Below are 17,449 nucleotides of genomic sequence, written 5' to 3' on the forward strand. Positions count from 1 at the left end.
CCGGCGGCTCTCGCCACCCAAAACCGCCGCTACAACACGTTCGCGAAGATCATCCGAAAGAGGTCGCGTCATCAGATGCTGGCCTTCCACTCCAGCCAGCATCTTGAATCACAAAACCGACTGATCCGGAATCCCCTTCGATTCCGTCAAATGAGGAACCGCTCTAGGAGATCGGCATCAAGCTTCGATAGGCTCTTTGAGCATTTCAACAAGGCGTCGGGAGCGCCTAGTCTGACGGCGAAAGAAAGGAGCAAAAGACCGCAAAGCGCCCAACGGCGGTTGCCAGGCGCTGAGCATCGCCTAATTCCGTCATGCGTCCTGGTCGGCCGGGATCATCACGTTTTCCCAATGTTCGCCAGCCGCGACGTTGCAGCTTCTGCCGGCGACATCGGTGACGATGATTGTCCAGCTTCCGGTGTCGGCGACATAGACTTCCATAATCGCCATCTGACCGATCAGCCCGAAAGCAAACTGTCTTTCCTGGAACTTCTCGCTCAGGTGGGCGACGAGATCGCCATGTTCAACGCAATGATATTGGGCGCTTGCGGCGTTCGTACCCGCCGCCAATACGCCAGCAAGAACCAGGGTTTTCAACCAGACTAACAGCGACTTGCGTGCCATAGGGCGCACCTCCTTTGCCATCACGTCCGGCAAAGGAGCGCGTCATTTTGCCGGAACGATCCAGGCCGGTTCCGACGTCATCGCGTCATTCCTTTCCGTGTTCCGGTCTGTCATTAGGGGGGACGATTCCAGATGTTCCCACTATGTTCCGTATATGGTGTCGGCAACGAAAAGCGCAAGCAGGCGCCCGCTGGGGCGCCTGTGGATTCGTTTGAGGATCGTCGCCGAGAATCGCGGCCTGCGCGGCCTTGCCGAAGCGGCTGCCACGCGCTAGGCGGGTCAGGTGCCTGGCAGTGCGGCTGTCGTCACCGCGCTCTCCCAGCCTTCACCCACCGAAACCACGCAGCTTTGACCGCGTGTGTCGCTGGCGAGGATGGTCCAGGTGCCTTGATCGGAAACGAAGACTTCAACAATCACATTCGGATTGACGACGCCGAGCGCGGTCGGGTTTTCCCGGAACTTGTCGCCGAGCGCCTTGATCATGTCGGCTCGTGGCGCGCATTGTTCGGCCGCTGTTGCCGGGGCGGCGGAAAACGCGGCAGCCGCCGCGCCAAGTATCGACACCATAAGACGTGTCATCGGACACCTCCTCGCGCCGGCCGATGCCCCCGACTGTCGCCAGCGCCGTTGGTTGATCTGCCGCGCCTTCTTCGCGGCAGGATTGCAAGTTAAGGTTTTTGCCGCCCGCCTGGTTCCATCACATTAGTGTTCACGCACATACGGGCCGCGACCGATCAACAAAAAGGCCCGCTTTTGGCCGGGCCTTTTTCGTCTCAATCTTAAATCTGGACCAGTTTGTCGTCCGGCTAATTCATCGTCGGGATGACGAATTCGGCGCCGTCCTTCACGCCTGCCCGCGCGCCCGCAGCCGAAGGCGAGGACGCGCAAACAAAAAACCGTCCGGCTAGTTCATCGTCGGGATGACGAATTCGGCGCCGTCCTTCACGCCGGACGGCCAGCGCGAGGTCACCGTCTTGGTCTTGGTGTAGAAACGGAATGCGTCCGGTCCGTGCTGGTTGAGGTCGCCGAAGGAAGACGCTTTCCAGCCGCCGAACGTGTAGTAGGCGATCGGCACCGGGATCGGCACGTTGATACCGACCATGCCGACCTGGACTCGCGAGGCGAAGTCGCGGGCGGCATCGCCGTCGCGGGTGAAGATGGCGACGCCGTTGCCCATTTCGTGGTCGTTGGCGAGCTTGATCGCGTTCTCGTAAGTCGGCGCGCGCACCACGGAGAGCACCGGCCCAAAGATCTCTTCCTTGTAGATGCGCATGTCGGCGGTCACGTTGTCGAACAGGCAGCCGCCCATATAGTAGCCGTTCTCGTAGCCCTGCATGGAAAAGCCGCGGCCGTCGACGACCAGCTTGGCGCCTTCCCTGACGCCGGTATCGACATAGCCCTTGACCCGCTCCAGCGCCTGCGCCGTCACCAGCGGGCCGAAATCGGCGGACGAATCCGTCGACGGGCCGACCTTCAGGCTTTCGACACGCGGCACCAGCTTTTCCATCAGCCGGTTGGCGGTATCGTTGCCGACCGGGACAGCCACCGAGATCGCCATGCAGCGCTCGCCGGCCGAGCCGTAGCCGGCGCCGATCAGCGCGTCGACGGTCTGGTCCATGTCGGCGTCGGGCATGATGATCATGTGGTTCTTGGCGCCGCCGAAGCACTGCACGCGCTTGCCGGCCGCGCAGCCGCGCGAATAGATGTACTGGGCGATCGGCGTCGAGCCGACGAAGCCGATGGCCTTGATGTCGGGATCGTCGAGGATGGCGTCGACCACGTCCTTGTCGCCGTTGACGACATTGAGAATGCCCGCCGGCAGACCGGCCTCGAGGAACAGCTCGGCGATGCGCATCGGCACGCCTGGGTCGCGCTCCGAAGGCTTCAGGATGAAGGCGTTGCCGGAAGCGATAGCCGGCGCGATCTTCCACAATGGGATCATCGCCGGAAAATTGAACGGCGTGATGCCGGCAACGACGCCGAGCGGTTGGCGCATCGAATAGACGTCGATGCCGGGGCCGGCGCCGTCGGTGAACTCGCCCTTCATCATGTGCGGCGCGCCGATGCAGACCTCGACCACTTCCAGGCCGCGCTGGATGTCGCCCTTGGCGTCGGCGATCGTCTTGCCGTGCTCGCGCGCCAGAATGTCGGCCAGCGCATCATACTCCCTGGCGACCAGTTCGAGGAATTTCATCAGGACGCGCACGCGCCGCTGTGGGTTGGTCGCCGCCCAGCCGGGCTGCGCCGCCTTGGCGTTTTCCACCGCTGCGCGCAGTTCCGCCTGCGAAGCCAGCGCCACCGTGCCGCGCACCGTGCCGTCCATCGGCTGCATGACGTCCTGCTTGCGGCCGCTGGTCCCAGCGACACGCTTGCCGCCGATGAAATGACCGTATTCGATCATGGTTTCTCTCCCTGATTTGTGATGCGGCATTGTCCGCCTTTGCGCGGCCGATGGCAACGCGAGCGAAAACGCATCCGTTGTGCGGAAAATAGATAGCGGTGCTCGGCTGTGCATCAATTCCCGCAAATGATAGGGTGTGGCGGGGCATCCCCCGCAGGAACTCTCAGGTTGACCTTCTTCACACCCCCTTCTGTCCTGCCGGACATCTCCCCCGCAAGGGGGGAGATTGGCAGTTTCGCCGACGGCATCTCCTTTGCAGCGTTGAAGATTTGCGAAAGCGAGGGTGGTGACATCCGATCTCCCCCCTTGCGGGGGAGATGTCCGGCAGGACAGAGGGGGGTGGGCGGGAACGCGGCGTTCAACGCTAATATTGCGGACGTCAGTCATGAACTGGGATGACGTCCGCATCTTCCTGGCGGTGGCGCGTGCCGGCCAGATCCTCGGCGCGGCCAAGCGGCTGGAGCTCAACCATGCCACCGTCTCGCGCCGCGTCGCCGCACTCGAGGATGCACTGCGCACCAAACTCTTTCGGCGGCTGACCACCGGCAGCGAGCTGACGCCGGCGGGCGAACGCTTCCTCGACCTCGCCGAGCGCATGGAAGGCGACATGATCGCCGCGCGCTCAACCGTGGCGGGCGAAGGCGACGATGTTTCGGGCACGGTGCGCATCGGCGCGCCTGATGGTTTCGGCGTCGCCTTCCTGGCCAAACGCCTCGGCGCACTGACGGCGCTTCACCGCGAACTCACCATTCAGCTGGTGCCGGTGCCGCGTTCCTTCTCGCTATCCAGGCGCGAAGCCGACATCGCCATCACCGTGGAGCGGCCGACCGAAGGCAGGCTGGTGGCGGGGAAGCTGGTCGACTACACGCTCGGCCTGTTCGCGTCCCGCGCCTATGCCGAAGCGCATGGCCTGCCCCAGACGCCCGCCGAGCTCGGCCGGCACACGCTGATCGGCTATGTGCCGGACCTCATCGTCAGCCCCTCGCTCGACTATGCGGCCGAGTTCAGCGCCGACTGGCGCACGAGCTTCGCCATCTCCTCGGCACTCGGCCAGGCCGAAGCGGTGCGCTCCGGCGCCGGCATCGGCATCCTGCACACCTTCGTCGCCCGTTCGATGCCGGAACTGGTGGCTGTCGACATTGTCGCGCCCATCCGCCGTGCCTACTGGCTGGTCTATCACGAATCGGTCAGGCCGCTGCGCCGCGTCCAGATCGTCGCGAGCTTCATCACCAAGGCGGTCGAACGGGAGCGAGGGCTGTTCGTCTGACAATATTCATCCGACGCGTTTGAGATTGTCCTCCAACCGCTGCAGTTTCGGCAAAGTGTGTTGGAGCTTAATCCCAAGTCGCGCGGCAAGTTCCTTCACCGCGTTCACATGCGTGAAGGACACTTCCGATCCTACCGCTGGTATCGCTCTGGTCCGAGGTCGCGGACATTGATGTCCGGCACCCGGCTGGAAATGATGTCGGCCATGACCTTGGCCGAGCCGCAGGCCATGGTCCAGCCGAGCGTACCGTGGCCGGTGTTGAGATAGAGATTGGAGAACTCGGTACGGCCGATCAGCGGCGGGCCGTCCGGCGTCATCGGCCGCAACCCGCACCAGAAGGTCGCCGACCGCATGTCGCCGCTGCCTGGAAAAAGGTCGCCGAGCGAATGTTCGAGCGTACGCCGCCGCGATTCATGCAGCGTCAGGTCGAAGCCGGAAATCTCCGCCGTGCCGCCGACCCGGATGCGATCGCCGAGCCGGGTGATCGCCACCTTGTAAGTCTCGTCCATCACCGTCGACACCGGTGCTGCGGCAGCATCCTTGATCGGCACAGTGATCGAATAGCCCTTGACCGGATAGACCGGGACGGGTCGTTTCAGCGTGCACATGAACTTGGCCGAATAGCTGCCCATCGCCATCACATAGGCGTCGGCAGCCTTCCAACCGTTGCTCGTATTGAGGTTGGCGATCCGGTTGCGCTTCTTGACGACGCGCCTTATCTCCGTGTCGTATTCGAAGGTGACGCCACGCGCCACGCAGAGCTCGGCCAGACGGTCGGTGAACATCTTGCAGTCACCGGTTTCGTCGCCGGGCAGTCGCAGGCCTCCGACGAATTTTTCACGCACCCCTGCCAGCCACGGCTCAGCTGCGATGCAGCCGTCGGGATCGAGAATCTCGTAAGGAACGCCGTACGTCTTCAGCACTTCGACATCGCCGGCAGTGCCGTCGAGCTGTTGTTGCGTGCGAAAAAGCTGCAGCGTTCCTTTGGTGCGCTCGTCATAGGCGATGCCGGTCGCCTCGCGCAGCGCTTTCAGCGTGTCGCGGCTGTATTCGGCCAAAGGCACCATCCGCGCCTTGTTCACCGCATAGCGCTCAGCCGTGCAGTTGCGCAGCATCCTGGCCAGCCATACCCACATATGCGGATCGAGCGTCGGCCGCACCACCAGCGGACCGTGCTTCATCAACAGCCACTTGATCGCCTTCAGCGGGACGCCGGGACCGGCCCAAGGCGAGGCGTAGCCGGGCGAGATCTCGCCGGCATTGGCAAAGCTGGTTTCCAGCGCCGGACCCTTCTGGCGGTCGATCACCGTCACTTCATGGCCGGCCTCGGCCAGATAATAAGCGGTAGTGACCCCGATGACGCCGCCGCCCAGTACGAAGATCTTCATCGCATAGTTCTCCAGAACGACGTCTTGTCAGGATTTTTGGGGGCGGCGCATCATGGCTTTCTGTCTGCCGGATTTTACGGCGTCCGCCAAGTGCCCAAGCATGTCGACCAAAAGTACGCAGCGGTTTTGGGACGACGACATGCATAAAAAGCCCGCGCGCTATTCATTCACATAGCGCCGGTGAAAGCGGTGTCCGAGGCTGGTCAGGATTTCGTAGCCGATGGTGCCGGCATGGCCGGCCGCCTGGTCCACCGTCTGCGACGGCCCGATCAGTTCGACGAGGTCGCCGGCCTTCAGCCTGTCGGGCGGCAGGGCCGAAATGTCGAGAACGATCGAGTCCATCGACACACGGCCCAGGAACGGCAAACGCACATTTTCGAACCAGGCGGCTGAAGCCGCGCGACGATGCCAGCCATCGGCATAGCCAAGCGAGATCGTTGCGGCGACCAGCGAATCAGTCACGAGAAAAATATGGCCGTAGCCGACGCCGGCTCCCCTATCGAGGCTGCGCGTCTGAATGATTTTTGCCTGAAGCCGCACCACCGGCAGCATCGGATTTTCCTGCGCTGGCGTCGGATTGATGCCGTAGAGCGCCGCACCGGGCCGGGCGAGGTCGTAATGAAAGGGCTGCCCAAGAAAGATGCCGGAGGAATTGGCCAGCGAGGCCGGCGCCTTTGGCACCATCCTGCGCAGCCGCTCGAATTCCAGCCGCTGCTGCTCGTTGGCCGGATCCCCGGGCTCGTCGGCGCGAGCGAGATGGCTCATCACGAAGGTGACGTCGATACCGTCGAAAGCCTGCGGATCGGCAGTGACGGCCTCCACCTCGGCTGCCGCCATGCCGAGCCGCGACATGCCGCTGTCGACCTGGATTGCAGCCTTGAGCTTGCGGCCGGCACGCTGCGCCGCCGCGCGCCAGGCGGCGAGTTGGCCGGCGCTGTTGATGACCACGGCCACTTCCGCGTCAACGGCTTCGTTTTCAGCGCCCGGCTGAATGCCGTTCAGCACATAGATCGCCGGACGTGAGCCGAGCGCCTGGCGCAGCAAGACACCTTCGGCCAGATGCGCGACGAAAAAAATAGCGCAGCCTTCGGCCGCCAGCGCCGCCGTCACTTGGGCCCCGCCGAGCCCGTAGCCGTCGGCCTTGACGACACCCGCGCAGCCAACATCGCCTAAACGCGCCTTGAGCCGCCGGTAATTTTCGCGGATGGCGCCGAGATCGACGGTCAATATGGCGCCGGCCGCCGCTTCGCTGATCGGCGCGGCTTTGACGGCGACCCTTTCAGAAAGAGATTTTTTGGAAGCGCCGTTCATGCCAACATCGTCTGCAGCGGATTGGCCATCAATAAGGCCACCGCGCTGACGCGGCAACAGTGGTCGGCGCAAACGCGGCTTGCGCCAAGCTACGCAACCAGATGCCGGAACGCCGCAACCACGTCCTCATACACCTGACGCTTGAACGGCACGATCAGGTCGGGCAATTCCTGCATCGGCCGCCAAGCCCATTTATCGAACTCAGCGGTGTGGCCGCCCGGCGGCGGATTGATCTCAATCTCGCTCACGTCGCCGTGAAAGCGGAAGGCGAACCATTTTTGCGTCTGGCCGCGATATCTCCCCTTGAAGGCGATGCCGACCAGATGGGCCGGCAGGTCGTAGTATATCCAGTTCGGCGCCTCATCCAGCAACGAGACGCTGCGCATGCCAGTTTCTTCGTAGAGTTCCCGCTGCGCCGCCTGCAGCGGCTCTTCGCCCTTGTCGATGCCGCCCTGCGGCATCTGCCAGAGCTGCGTCGTGCCGGCGAATTCGCTGTCCGGCTCGGCAATGCGATGCCCGACCCAGACCAGCCCGTCTTCGTTGAGGATCATCAGTCCGACACAGGGACGATATGGCAGCGTCTCGGGATCGACCGGTTTTTTGTTCGCCATGCTCAACCTTTTTCCGGATCCACCGCCACTGCCGAAATCGGCACGATCTCGATGCCGCGCTTCTTGGCCTCGATCACCCAGGCCGACACGGTGTCGACCGTCAGGTCGAAAGCCGAGCCGATGCCGACGGCAAAGCCTTTCGCCCGCGCAGTGGCTTCCAGTTCGTCCAGCTTCCTCAATATGGCGCCGCGGTCCCGCACCGCGTCGATCGACGTGTCACCCGCTGCGAACGGCACGCCGTTTTTCAACGCCAGTTCGGGTGCCAGGCTGCGCGCCGACGAACCGTCGTCGACATATGCTAGGCCGCGCCTGCCAAGCTCGGCCATCAGCGGCCCCATCGCCGCGGCATCGGCCGAAAAGCGCGCGCCCATATAGTTCATGACGCCGGTGTAGTTGGTCGTCCGCGACAGCGCCCAGCGCAAATTCTTCAAATTCTCGTCCGCCGTCTCAGTGACGGTCAGCGTGTTGCGGCCGGGATTGACCTTCGGATAGTCGAACGGTTCGAGCGGCACCTGCATGACGATCTCATGGCCGCCCTGCCGCGCCGCCTGCATCCAGCGGCCGATGCTGTTGCCCTGCGGCGCGAAGCCTAGCGTCACTTCGGCCGGCAGCTTGGCGATGGCCGCCTGCGTGCCGGTCTGCGACACGGCAAGCCCGCCGATGACGATGGCTACGCGCGCACCGCGTGAACCGGACCACGGCCGCGCATAGACATCGAACGGCCGCCTTCCGTCGGCGGCACGAACCGGCAATGGGCCGGTTTCGCCGGACTCGACCAGCGCCCTGTCGGGAATATGCGCGATCCTCAGGTTTTGGCCGATCGTCGAAGGGTCGTGAATGACGATGGCCGCCCCTGGCGGACCATCGTCCCCCTCGGTCTGCATGTGGATGATCTGCGGGCCACTCGTCTTGGGTGTAGCTTGCGCCCTCGGCGGCGGCGACGGCTCAGTGGCCGGCGCTGCGGATTCGACCACTGCTGTCGTCTTCGGCGTCGAAACGGCGATTTCTTCCGGCTTTCGAAACGGCCTTTCGCGCAGCGCAATCGCGCCGGAAACGCCGATTACGGCCAGCACCAGGAGAGTGGCCGCGACCACACCGGCGCTGATCCGGCGGGCCGCGCGCGGCGGCCGGACGGCCTGCCCGAGTGGGCGTTCGATGTCGTTGCCGATGTCAGCCAAGCCGCATCCCCAGCCGCGGTTCCCCCGAATCAAACTGCCGAGGCCTTGCGGCCCCGGCAGCATTACATCGCTTTGATCAGGCAGCCAGACCTGTTGTCCGGCTGATCGACCTTAACTGGTTCAGCACGGCCCTACTGGTTCAGGACGGCCTTGTCCGGATTCGGCGGGAACGCCGGATCGGTCTTTTCGCCGCGCAGCAACTGCTGGGCAAAGATGAGCTGCAGGTCGTCCTTCGGCTCCGGCGGCACATAGGCTGCCGAGCCCGAACCGGTATCGCCCTCGTCGCTGCCCTTGATGTGGCCCTTGAGGTCCGACTCGCCGCGCGTCAGATCCCTGCCCTGCAGGTCCGGCGGCAACGGCTGGTCGACCTTGATGTCGGGCGTGATGCCCTTGCCCTGGATCGACTTGCCGGACGGCGTGTAATAGAGCGCCGTGGTCAGGCGCAGCGCGCCGTTCTCGCCGAGCGGGACGATGGTCTGCACCGAACCCTTGCCGAAGGACTGCGTGCCGACCACCGTGGCGCGGCGCAGATCCTGCAGCGCGCCGGCGACGATTTCGGACGCACTGGCCGAGCCGCCATTGACGAGCACGACCAGCGGCTTGCCGTCGATGTCGTCGCCCGGCCGCGCGTCGAAGCGGGTGACGTCCTTCGGATCGCGGCCGCGCGTCGAGACGATCTCGCCACGGGTGAGGAAGGCGTCGGACACGCTCACCGCCTGATCGAGCAACCCGCCCGGATTGAGGCGCAGATCGAGCACGTAGCCCTTGAGCTTTTCCTTCGGCACCTGCTTCTTGATGGTGTCGATGGCGTTCTCGAGGTCGTCATGGGTCTTTTCGGTGAAGGAGGTGATCTTCATGTAGCCGATGTCGTTCTCGACCCGGAACTTGACCGCCTTGACTTTGATGATGTCGCGCACCACCGTCAGCTCGATTGGCTTGTCGGCGCCCTGGCGCAGGATGGTGAGCTTGATCGGCGTGTTGACCAGTCCGCGCATTTTCTCGACCGCGTCGTTGAGGCTCAGGCCGCGAACCTCCTCGCCGTCGATCTTGGCAATGTAGTCGCCGGCAAGCACGCCCGCTTTGGCGGCCGGCGTATCGTCGATCGGCGTGATCACCTTGACCAGGTCGTTCTCCATGGTGACCTCGATGCCGAGGCCGCCGAACTCGCCCTTGGTCTGCACGCGCATGTCCTGCGCCTCTTCGGCGTTCATATACGAGGAGTGCGGGTCGAGCGAGGTAAGCATGCCGTTGATAGCGTTTTCGACCAGCGACTTGTCGTCGGGCGGCGTCACATACTGCGCCCGCACCCGCTCGAAGATGTCACCGAAGATCGCCAGCTGCTTATAGGTCTCGGAGCCCGCAGCGTTCGCCGTCGAGCCGGGGGCGCCATAGACCAGGCTCATCGCGGATGCGCCCATCAGCGCACCGGCAAACAGAAGCGAAAGTTTCCGCATCATCTCACGTCCTTCCAGAGAAACGGTCCGCCCACCATGGGGTCGGATCGACGGGTTTTCCATCCTTGCGGAACTCAACATAGAGCTCCGGCGTGGCATTTCCATTCTTCGATGCCGAGGTGCTCGCCACCCGGGCCTCTCCCATCGCGCCGACCGGCTCTCCTGCGAGCACCGACTGGCCAGACGCGACGCTGATTCTGCTCATCCCCGCGAGAACGACATGATAGCCGTCACCTGCGTTCAGGATCAAGAGTTGACCATAAGAGCGAAAAGGTCCCGCATAAAGCACATTTCCGTCTGCTGGCGCGGTGACGATGGCTCCCGATTGTGTCGCAACCATGTCACCGAGCATCACCGCGCCGTTACCGTCGCTGGTCCCGAACCGTCGCTTGATCTTGCCGGTGACGGGCAGCGCGATCTGCCCCTGAAGCGCCGAAAACGGTGCAGCGGCGGTGAGCCGGTTGGCTTCCGGGACCGGCAGGGCCGCCAGTTCCGTCTGTGCCGGGGCCGTCTGCGCCAGAGCTTTGTCGGCGTCCGCGGCCTTCTGCTCGGCTGCCTTCGCCGCATCGGCCGCCTTGCGGGCCTTGTCGGCCTCGAGCGAGGCGATCAGTTCCTTTAGGCTGCCGGCCTTGGCCGCCAGTGCTGCGGATCGCTGCTTTTCCGCCGCCAGTGCCGTTTGCGTCTCGGCCTCGAGCTTCTGCTTGGCTTCGAGCAGCATGCCGAGCCGCTTCTTTTCCGCCGTCTGTTCGCCGACTGCCGCCGTCAGCCGCGTCCGCTCCGCCTCGATCGAGGCGGTCACCCGCGACTGCTCCTTGAGGTCCGCCAGCAATATCTCGGTCTGCTGGCGCAGTTCCGGCACCACGGCGCCAAGCAGGATGGCGCTGCGCACCGACGACAGCGCGTCCTCAGGCTTGACCAGGATGGCCGGCGGCGGATTGAGGCCCATGCGCTGCAGCGCGGCCAGCACCTCGGCCAGCACGTCGCGTCTGGCGGCCAGCGAGGCGCGGATTTTCTGCTCCTCGCCCTTCAGCCCTTCCAGCTTGGCACCGATGTCCTCGATGTCCTGGCCGAGCTTTTGTTCGGTCATCGCCGACTGGATCAGCGCCGCGGTGATCGAGGCATGGTCCTTCTTGACCGTCGCCATGTCGGCGGCGAGCTTGGCCAGCCGCTCGGACGACAGCGTGATCTCCTTTGATACCCGTTCGTACTCGGCGCGGCTCTGGTCCGGGTCAGGCGCCATGTCGAGCCTGTTCTGCGCCCACGCGGCACCGAGCGACAGCACGAGCGCCGCCGCTGCCAGGCCGCAGCGTGCGCGCCAAAAGCCAGTTCGCGATTTCCAATCTTCAGACATTGAAGCCCGACTCTATGCGTGGCTTCGTTAACGAACCATCAACCATGTTCGAGAGCCCCGCCGACCGCAAACAGCCTCGTGACGCATTGAGGCGAAAATCCGGGCGGCTCACGCCAATCCACCGGTTCGGTTGGAACCTGCAACCGCTCACGAGCGATGATAGGGATGGCCGGACAGGATTGTGGCGGCCCGGTAAAGCTGCTCGCCCAACATGACACGGACCAGTTGGTGCGGCCATGTCAGCGCGCCGAACGACACCATCAGATCGGCTTGATCGCGCAGCGACTGGTCGTGACCGTCGGCACCGCCGATGGCGATGACAAGTGCCTTGCGCCCGCTATCACGCAACAGGCCGATGCGCCCGGCGAAATCCTCGGAGGAAAAGTTCTTGCCGCGTTCGTCGAGCAGCATCAGCGCGGTACCAGGCTGCAACTGCGTCTGCAGTTTCTGGCCTTCTTCGCGGCGACGCTCGTTGGCGGTCTGGGCGCGGCCCTCCGGAATCTCGACAACGCCTGAGAATTCGAGCCCCACGGCCTGCCCGCTCTTGGCGAAGCGCTCGAAATACCGGTCGGCGAGCTGCTTCTCGGGGCCGGCTTTCATCCGGCCCACGGCATGAACGGTAATCTTCATCCCTGCCTCGAAGAGCCGCTAATGCATGTCGCCAAAAGTGGTCACCGGTGTTGGGAAACGACATGCATCAATCAAATTCGGCTCAGTGGAGGGTCTCTTCCTCGAGGTCCGGCGCTTGCCACATCTTTTCGAGATTGTAGAAGTCGCGGACTTCGGGACGGAAGACATGGACGATGATGTCGCCTGAATCGATCAGGACCCAGTCGGCGCCGGCCAGTCCCTCGACGCGCGCCGTGCCGAGCCCGGCATCCTTGAGCGCCTTGAGGAGATGATCGGCGACAGCCGAGACATGACGGTGCGATCGGCCGGACGCGATGACCATATAGTCACCGAGGCTCGATTTTCCCTGAATGTCGATTGAGACGATGTTTTCGGCCTTGGAGTCTTCCAGACTGGCAAGGACTGTCTTAATGGCGCGGGACACGGCGTCGTTTACGCTGATCCCGGCCGGCGAAGGCACGATGTCGGCCTTCTTCCAAAGTGCTGTTCTCAGTGTATTTCCTTTCGCAGCAAGAACAACCAAATCACCCTTCAAAGCAGGTGACACCCCTTAGATAGGCAGAGTTGCGTTGCAGTTTCAAGACGTCAGCCCTGCTGTAGCCAACGAAGAACCGTTCTTCCGGTTCCGCAGTTGAAGAAAAATCGGAACTCTTGTCGCCTGGCCTGGGTTATCGGCGCATTGACCAACCGGATCCCCCCTCATGGCTATCGACCCTCAGAACGCTCTCCTCACCGTGCAGTCCGGCCTTGCGCAGCTCAGCGGGCTGATCGTCTCGTACTCCTTCTCGGCTATCGGCGCCGTCATCCTGCTGGTCCTCGGCTATACTGTCGCCGGCCTTGCCCAGCGCTCGATCTATGCCGGCCTCGGCCATATCCATGGCTTCGACCCGACGCTGCGCCACTTCTTCTCGAGGATCGTCCGCTACGCCATACTGATCCTCGTCGTCGTCATGGTGCTCGGCCAGTTTGGCGTCCAGACAACCTCGATTATTGCCGCCATTGGCGCCATCGGCCTAGCCATCGGCCTGGCGCTGCAAGGCACGCTGCAGAACATTGCCGCCGGTATCATGCTGCTGGCGCTGCGGCCATTCCGCATCGGCGAATATGTCGAGGTCGGCGCCATCGCCGGGACTATCGAGGAAATCGGCCTGTTCGCCACCACGTTGAGAACGGTCGACGGCGTCTACATCCTCGCCCCCAATTCGACGCTGTGGAACCAGCCTGTCCGCAACTATACGCGCAACGGTGCCCGACGTGGCGACATCACGCTGACCATCGGCTCCTGGAACGACATCGATTTCGCTCAAAAGACCATGCTGGGCGTCGCCGCCGCCGACCGACGCGTCAGGCGGGAGCCGGCGCCGATTGCCTTTGTAGCGACCGTCGGCGACAGCAACGTCGCCATCGCCTTGCGCTACTGGACCTCGGCTGCGGATTTCTTCGCTACCCAGATCGACCTCACCAAACGCGCCAAGCAGGCGTTCGACAGCGAAGGCATTTCTATACCCGCGCCACCGCCTGAAGCACCGCGGCAGGAAACCGCCACCAGACAGTGAGATGATCAATTCCCGTGCAGGTCTAATGCATGTCGCGCAAAAGTGCGCAGCGGTTTTGCGATAACGACATGCATAAAAACAACAACGCTAAAGCGCGTCGCATGAGGCCGGTCAAACGCGACGCGCTTTAGCTGTCCGCGCGGCGCTGCTCTTCGGATGGGAAAGCGAGGTCGACCGGCAGCGGTGCCTGCGCCGTCATCGGCGCGAAATTGCCGGTCTCGGCGGCGGGAACAGGCGACATCGCCATCACACGCCACAGCACGAACAGGCAAAAAACGGTAGCGATGACGATGGCCACATAGATGAAAGCCTGCGTTCCATAGACAGCGGAAAGCCCGGTCACAATACCTGGCACGATGAAGCCGGACAGCGACCACGCAAACAGAAGCGAACTGGATAGCGCCACCATGTCGTCCTTGCCGGCGCGGTCGGCGGCATGCGCGCTGGCCAGCGAATAGATCGATTCCGATGCGCCGTCCCAGACCACATAGATGACGACCAGCGCCGCCAGCGCACCACCGTCGAAGCCCAGCGCGAACAGGCCCGCCACCGTGGCAAGCGCCGAAGCGGCGACCAGCACAAATCGCCGGTCGGTGCGGTCGGAAATCCATCCGAGCGGGATCTGCAGGATCAATGTGCCGACAGGCATCGCCGACAGCAGCAGCGCCACATCTGCCTGGCTGTAGCCGTTGGCCGTGGCATGGATCGGCGCGAAGCCCGAAATCGTCATCGACAGGCCGCCGACGGCAAGCATGCCGGCGACGCCCACCGGCGAAATCCGCCAAGCCCGGCCAAGCGCGACCGACGCCGCCTGCGGCGGCGGTGGCTGGGCGAGCCGCGTCAGCCCGACGGGAAGGATCGACAGCGCGGTGAAGGCGATGCCGATCATCGGCGCGTCCGCAGCCCTTATATCGATCAGCGCCAGGGTGGAGTAGCCGACACCGAGCCCGGCGACATAGGCGACGTAGAAGAAGGCCATGACCCTGCCGCGTATCGCGTTGGCGATGACGTCGTTCAGCCAGCTTTGCGCGACGATGAACAGGCCGCATATGGCAAAGCCATAGAGCGCGCGTGCCGCGATCCACGACAGCGGGTGCGGCCCGGCCCCGACGGCAGCGTTCGACAGCACGATCAACGCCGACAGCACCATGAACGCGCGAGCATGGCCGACGCGCCGCACCAGCGGGCCGGTCAGGATGCAGCCTGCCAGGCCGCCGGCCGAAAGGCCGGTGACGATCAGCCCGGCCCAGGTCGGATCGAAGCCCTCGGCGCCGAGCCGGACCGGGATATAGGCGAACATCAGTCCGTTGCCGACCGCAACCAGCGCCATCGACAGGACGACGCTGGCAATGGCGATCGCCGGGGCTGGCGGACTGCCCTGCTCCGGATCGCGTCTGGTCTGGTTTCGCTCGAGAATCGCCATGTCCGTGCAGGATCGCCCACGGATCGGGGAAAAGCAGCCGCAAATGCGACATGGCCGGACTTGCCTTCTTCCCTTCTTGCGGGAGAAGGCAAGTCCGTGCAGGCTCAGCCCTTAGCCATCTTGCGGATCGCGGTCGACGACAGTGACGAGCGCGGGCCGTGGATGAAGGTCCAGGCCGGCGCCTTCATCCGGGCGAGCCGCGGCGCGTCGCCCTCGTCGACCCGCGCGTAATCGAAGGTCTTGGCGACGACCGACGACAGGAACGACAAAGTCGCGCCAGGGCGGTCGACAACCGCGATCGGAAACGTCATCACGATCTGGCGCCAGCGCTGCCAGCGGTGGAAATCGCGAAGCGAGTCGGCGCCCATGATCCAGACGAAGTCGACGCCTGGGTTGCGCGCCTTGACCAGGGCCAGCGTGTCGGCGGTGAAGCGGACATAATGGGTCGCTTCGAAGGCGGTGACCTTGACCTTCGGGTTCCGGGCGATCTGCTCGGACAGGCGCAGCCGTTCAGTCAGTGGCGCCAGTTCCCGCGCGCTCTTGAGCGGATTGCCCGGCGTTACCATCCACCACAGCTGATCGAGCGCCAGACGTCTGAGCGCGATCTCGGCGACCAGTGCATGGCCGGCATGGGCAGGATTGAACGAGCCGCCGAACAGCCCGACGGCCAAGCCCTTTTCGGCATGCGGCATCTTCAGATAATGGGAGGGAACGAGCTGTTCGGAAGGGGAGAGCATCGTGCTAAGCACCCCCCTCTGTCCTGCCCTCTTTGCCAAAACTTGGCATCTCCCCCGCAAGGGGGGAGATTGGCGGCTTCATCGCAGGCGCAAATCTTGCAGCGCCGGCGATTGGCGAAAACAGAAATGACAGCCAATCTCCCCCCTTGAGGGGGAGATGCCCGGCAGGGCAGAGGGGGGTGGCTGGGCGCACGCCTCTCAAGCTCTAACGGCGAACAGCTTCAAGGCCTCACCTGTCCCGTCCCGCGCACGCGGTACTTGAACGAGGTCAGTTGCTCGACACCGACCGGGCCGCGCGCGTGCATCTTGCCGGTGGCGATGCCGATCTCGGCGCCCATGCCGAATTCACCGCCATCGGCAAATTGGGTCGAGGCATTGTGCAGAAGGATCGCCGAATCGATCTCATTGAAGAAACGTTCGACGGCGTTCGCATCCTCGGCAACGATCGCCTCGGTGTGATGCGAGGAAAAATTCTCGATGTGCTCGATCGCGCCGGCAAAGCCATCGACCAGCTTCACCGCGATGATGGCATCGAGATACTCGGTCACCCAGTCGGCATCGGTCGCCGGCTGTGCGTCGGCAAACACTTTCAGCACCTCGACGTCGGCGTGGATTTCGCACCCCGCCGCGCGCAACGCCTCAAGGATCGGCACGAGATGGGTAGAGGCAACAGCGCGGTCGACCAGCAGCGTCTCGGCCGCGCCGCAGACGCCGGTGCGCCGCATCTTGGCGTTGACCGCGATGCTGACCGCCATGTCGAGATCAGCCGAGCGGTCGATGTAGAGATGGCAGATGCCCTCGAGATGGGCGAAGACCGGCACCCGCGCCTCGTTCTGGACGCGTTCGACCAGGTTCTTGCCGCCGCGCGGAATGATGACGTCGATATTGCCGGAAAGCCCTTTCAGCATCTCGCCGACGGCGGCGCGGTCGGCGGTCGGCACCAACTGAATGGCGTCCTCCGGCAGCTTGGCCGCCTTCAGCCCTTCGACCAGGCAGGCATGGATAGCCGCCGAGGAGTTCAGCGAATCCGAGCCGCCGCGCAGGATCACCGGATTGCCGGCCTTGAGGCACAGCGCGCCGGCATCGGCCGTCACGTTCGGCCGGCTCTCATAGATGACGCCGACAACGCCGAGTGGCGTGCGCACGCGCTCGATATGCAGGCCGTTCGGCCGGTCCCATTCGGCAATGACATCGCCGACCGGATCGCTGAGTTCGGCGATTTCGCGGATCCCGTCGGCCATTGCGCGGATGCGGGCGGGATCAAGCTTCAGCCGGTCCATGAACGAGGCGGAAAGCCCCGACTTGTGGGCGTTCGAGATGTCGGTGGCATTGGCGTCGAGAATATCCTGCTCGCGGCGGATAATCGCCTCCGCCATCGCGACAAGTGCGGCGTTCTTGGCGGCGGTCGTGGCGACGGCCAGCGGTCGGGCGGCAGCCTGCGCACGGCGGCCGATATCGGCCATCAGCGCGGCAGTGTCGTCCCGGGATTTTTCATGCAGCTTCAGCATGGCTCATCCTCCG

General features: G+C 64.0%; 16 protein-coding genes. 2 read left to right on the plus strand and 14 right to left on the minus strand.

Annotation, left to right across the window (positions count from 1 at the left end; translation table 11 throughout):
• Positions 1-309: 309 nt before the first annotated feature.
• From NKH36_RS18930 to NKH36_RS18940, 3 genes are all read right to left on the minus strand, one after another.
• Positions 310-621, minus strand: coding sequence for a hypothetical protein (locus NKH36_RS18930; protein ID WP_352958158.1), 312 nt, complete (start codon positions 619-621; stop codon positions 310-312).
• A 279-nt stretch (positions 622-900) separates the two neighbouring features.
• Complete coding sequence (locus tag NKH36_RS18935) at positions 901-1,200, minus strand: hypothetical protein (RefSeq protein ID WP_352958157.1); 300 nt, start codon at positions 1,198-1,200, stop codon at positions 901-903.
• Between the two features lie 325 nt (positions 1,201-1,525).
• Positions 1,526-3,022, minus strand: coding sequence for a CoA-acylating methylmalonate-semialdehyde dehydrogenase (locus NKH36_RS18940; protein WP_352958156.1), 1,497 nt, complete (start codon positions 3,020-3,022; stop codon positions 1,526-1,528).
• Positions 3,023-3,407: 385 nt separating this feature from the next.
• Here NKH36_RS18940 and NKH36_RS18945 point away from each other — a divergent pair, with 385 nt between their 5' ends.
• On the plus strand, positions 3,408-4,289 hold the full coding sequence (locus tag NKH36_RS18945; protein WP_352958154.1) for a LysR family transcriptional regulator: 882 nt from the start codon (positions 3,408-3,410) through the stop codon (positions 4,287-4,289).
• 131 nt (positions 4,290-4,420) lie between these two features.
• Here the strand turns inward: NKH36_RS18945 and NKH36_RS18950 are convergent, their stop codons facing one another.
• From NKH36_RS18950 to rsfS, 8 genes are all read right to left on the minus strand, one after another.
• Positions 4,421-5,677 (minus strand): D-amino acid dehydrogenase, encoded by a 1,257-nt coding sequence (locus NKH36_RS18950; protein ID WP_352958153.1) that lies wholly within the window; start codon positions 5,675-5,677, stop codon positions 4,421-4,423.
• A 159-nt stretch (positions 5,678-5,836) separates the two neighbouring features.
• Complete coding sequence (gene alr, locus NKH36_RS18955) at positions 5,837-6,988, minus strand: alanine racemase (protein ID WP_352963870.1); 1,152 nt, start codon at positions 6,986-6,988, stop codon at positions 5,837-5,839.
• Between the two features lie 89 nt (positions 6,989-7,077).
• Positions 7,078-7,599, minus strand: coding sequence for an RNA pyrophosphohydrolase (locus NKH36_RS18960; RefSeq protein ID WP_352958150.1), 522 nt, complete (start codon positions 7,597-7,599; stop codon positions 7,078-7,080).
• A 2-nt stretch (positions 7,600-7,601) separates the two neighbouring features.
• Positions 7,602-8,777: a divergent polysaccharide deacetylase family protein gene (locus NKH36_RS18965; RefSeq protein WP_352958149.1), complete on the minus strand. Its 1,176-nt coding sequence runs from the start codon at positions 8,775-8,777 to the stop codon at positions 7,602-7,604.
• Between the two features lie 131 nt (positions 8,778-8,908).
• Positions 8,909-10,234 carry a S41 family peptidase gene (locus tag NKH36_RS18970; RefSeq protein ID WP_352958147.1) on the minus strand — a complete coding sequence of 442 codons (1,326 nt, stop codon included), beginning with the start codon at positions 10,232-10,234 and terminating at the stop codon, positions 8,909-8,911.
• 1 nt (position 10,235) lies between these two features.
• Entirely contained in the window at positions 10,236-11,582 is a 1,347-nt protein-coding gene (locus NKH36_RS18975) for a murein hydrolase activator EnvC family protein (RefSeq protein ID WP_352963874.1), read from the minus strand.
• A 147-nt stretch (positions 11,583-11,729) separates the two neighbouring features.
• Complete coding sequence (rlmH, locus tag NKH36_RS18980; RefSeq protein WP_352958144.1) at positions 11,730-12,212, minus strand: 23S rRNA (pseudouridine(1915)-N(3))-methyltransferase RlmH; 483 nt, start codon at positions 12,210-12,212, stop codon at positions 11,730-11,732.
• A gap of 82 nt (positions 12,213-12,294) precedes the next feature.
• Positions 12,295-12,672 (minus strand): ribosome silencing factor, encoded by a 378-nt coding sequence (rsfS, locus tag NKH36_RS18985; protein ID WP_023800052.1) that lies wholly within the window; start codon positions 12,670-12,672, stop codon positions 12,295-12,297.
• 241 nt (positions 12,673-12,913) lie between these two features.
• On the opposite strand from rsfS, the gene NKH36_RS18990 reads away from it, so the two are divergent.
• Positions 12,914-13,768 carry a mechanosensitive ion channel family protein gene (locus NKH36_RS18990; RefSeq protein ID WP_352958142.1) on the plus strand — a complete coding sequence of 285 codons (855 nt, stop codon included), beginning with the start codon at positions 12,914-12,916 and terminating at the stop codon, positions 13,766-13,768.
• 127 nt (positions 13,769-13,895) lie between these two features.
• Here NKH36_RS18990 and NKH36_RS18995 read toward each other — a convergent pair whose 3' ends face one another.
• From NKH36_RS18995 to NKH36_RS19005, 3 genes are all read right to left on the minus strand, one after another.
• A complete protein-coding gene (locus NKH36_RS18995) occupies positions 13,896-15,191 on the minus strand; it encodes an MFS transporter (RefSeq protein WP_352958140.1) in 1,296 nt (431 codons plus the stop codon).
• A 104-nt stretch (positions 15,192-15,295) separates the two neighbouring features.
• Positions 15,296-15,883, minus strand: a complete 588-nt coding sequence (locus NKH36_RS19000) for a nicotinate-nucleotide adenylyltransferase (RefSeq protein WP_352958167.1) — start codon at positions 15,881-15,883, stop codon at positions 15,296-15,298.
• A gap of 266 nt (positions 15,884-16,149) precedes the next feature.
• Positions 16,150-17,436: a glutamate-5-semialdehyde dehydrogenase gene (locus tag NKH36_RS19005; RefSeq protein WP_352958138.1), complete on the minus strand. Its 1,287-nt coding sequence runs from the start codon at positions 17,434-17,436 to the stop codon at positions 16,150-16,152.
• Positions 17,437-17,449 lie beyond the last annotated feature (13 nt).

It is taken from the genome of Mesorhizobium sp. M1312, from assembly GCF_040318115.1.
In the GTDB taxonomy this organism is placed as follows: domain Bacteria; phylum Pseudomonadota; class Alphaproteobacteria; order Rhizobiales; family Rhizobiaceae; genus Mesorhizobium.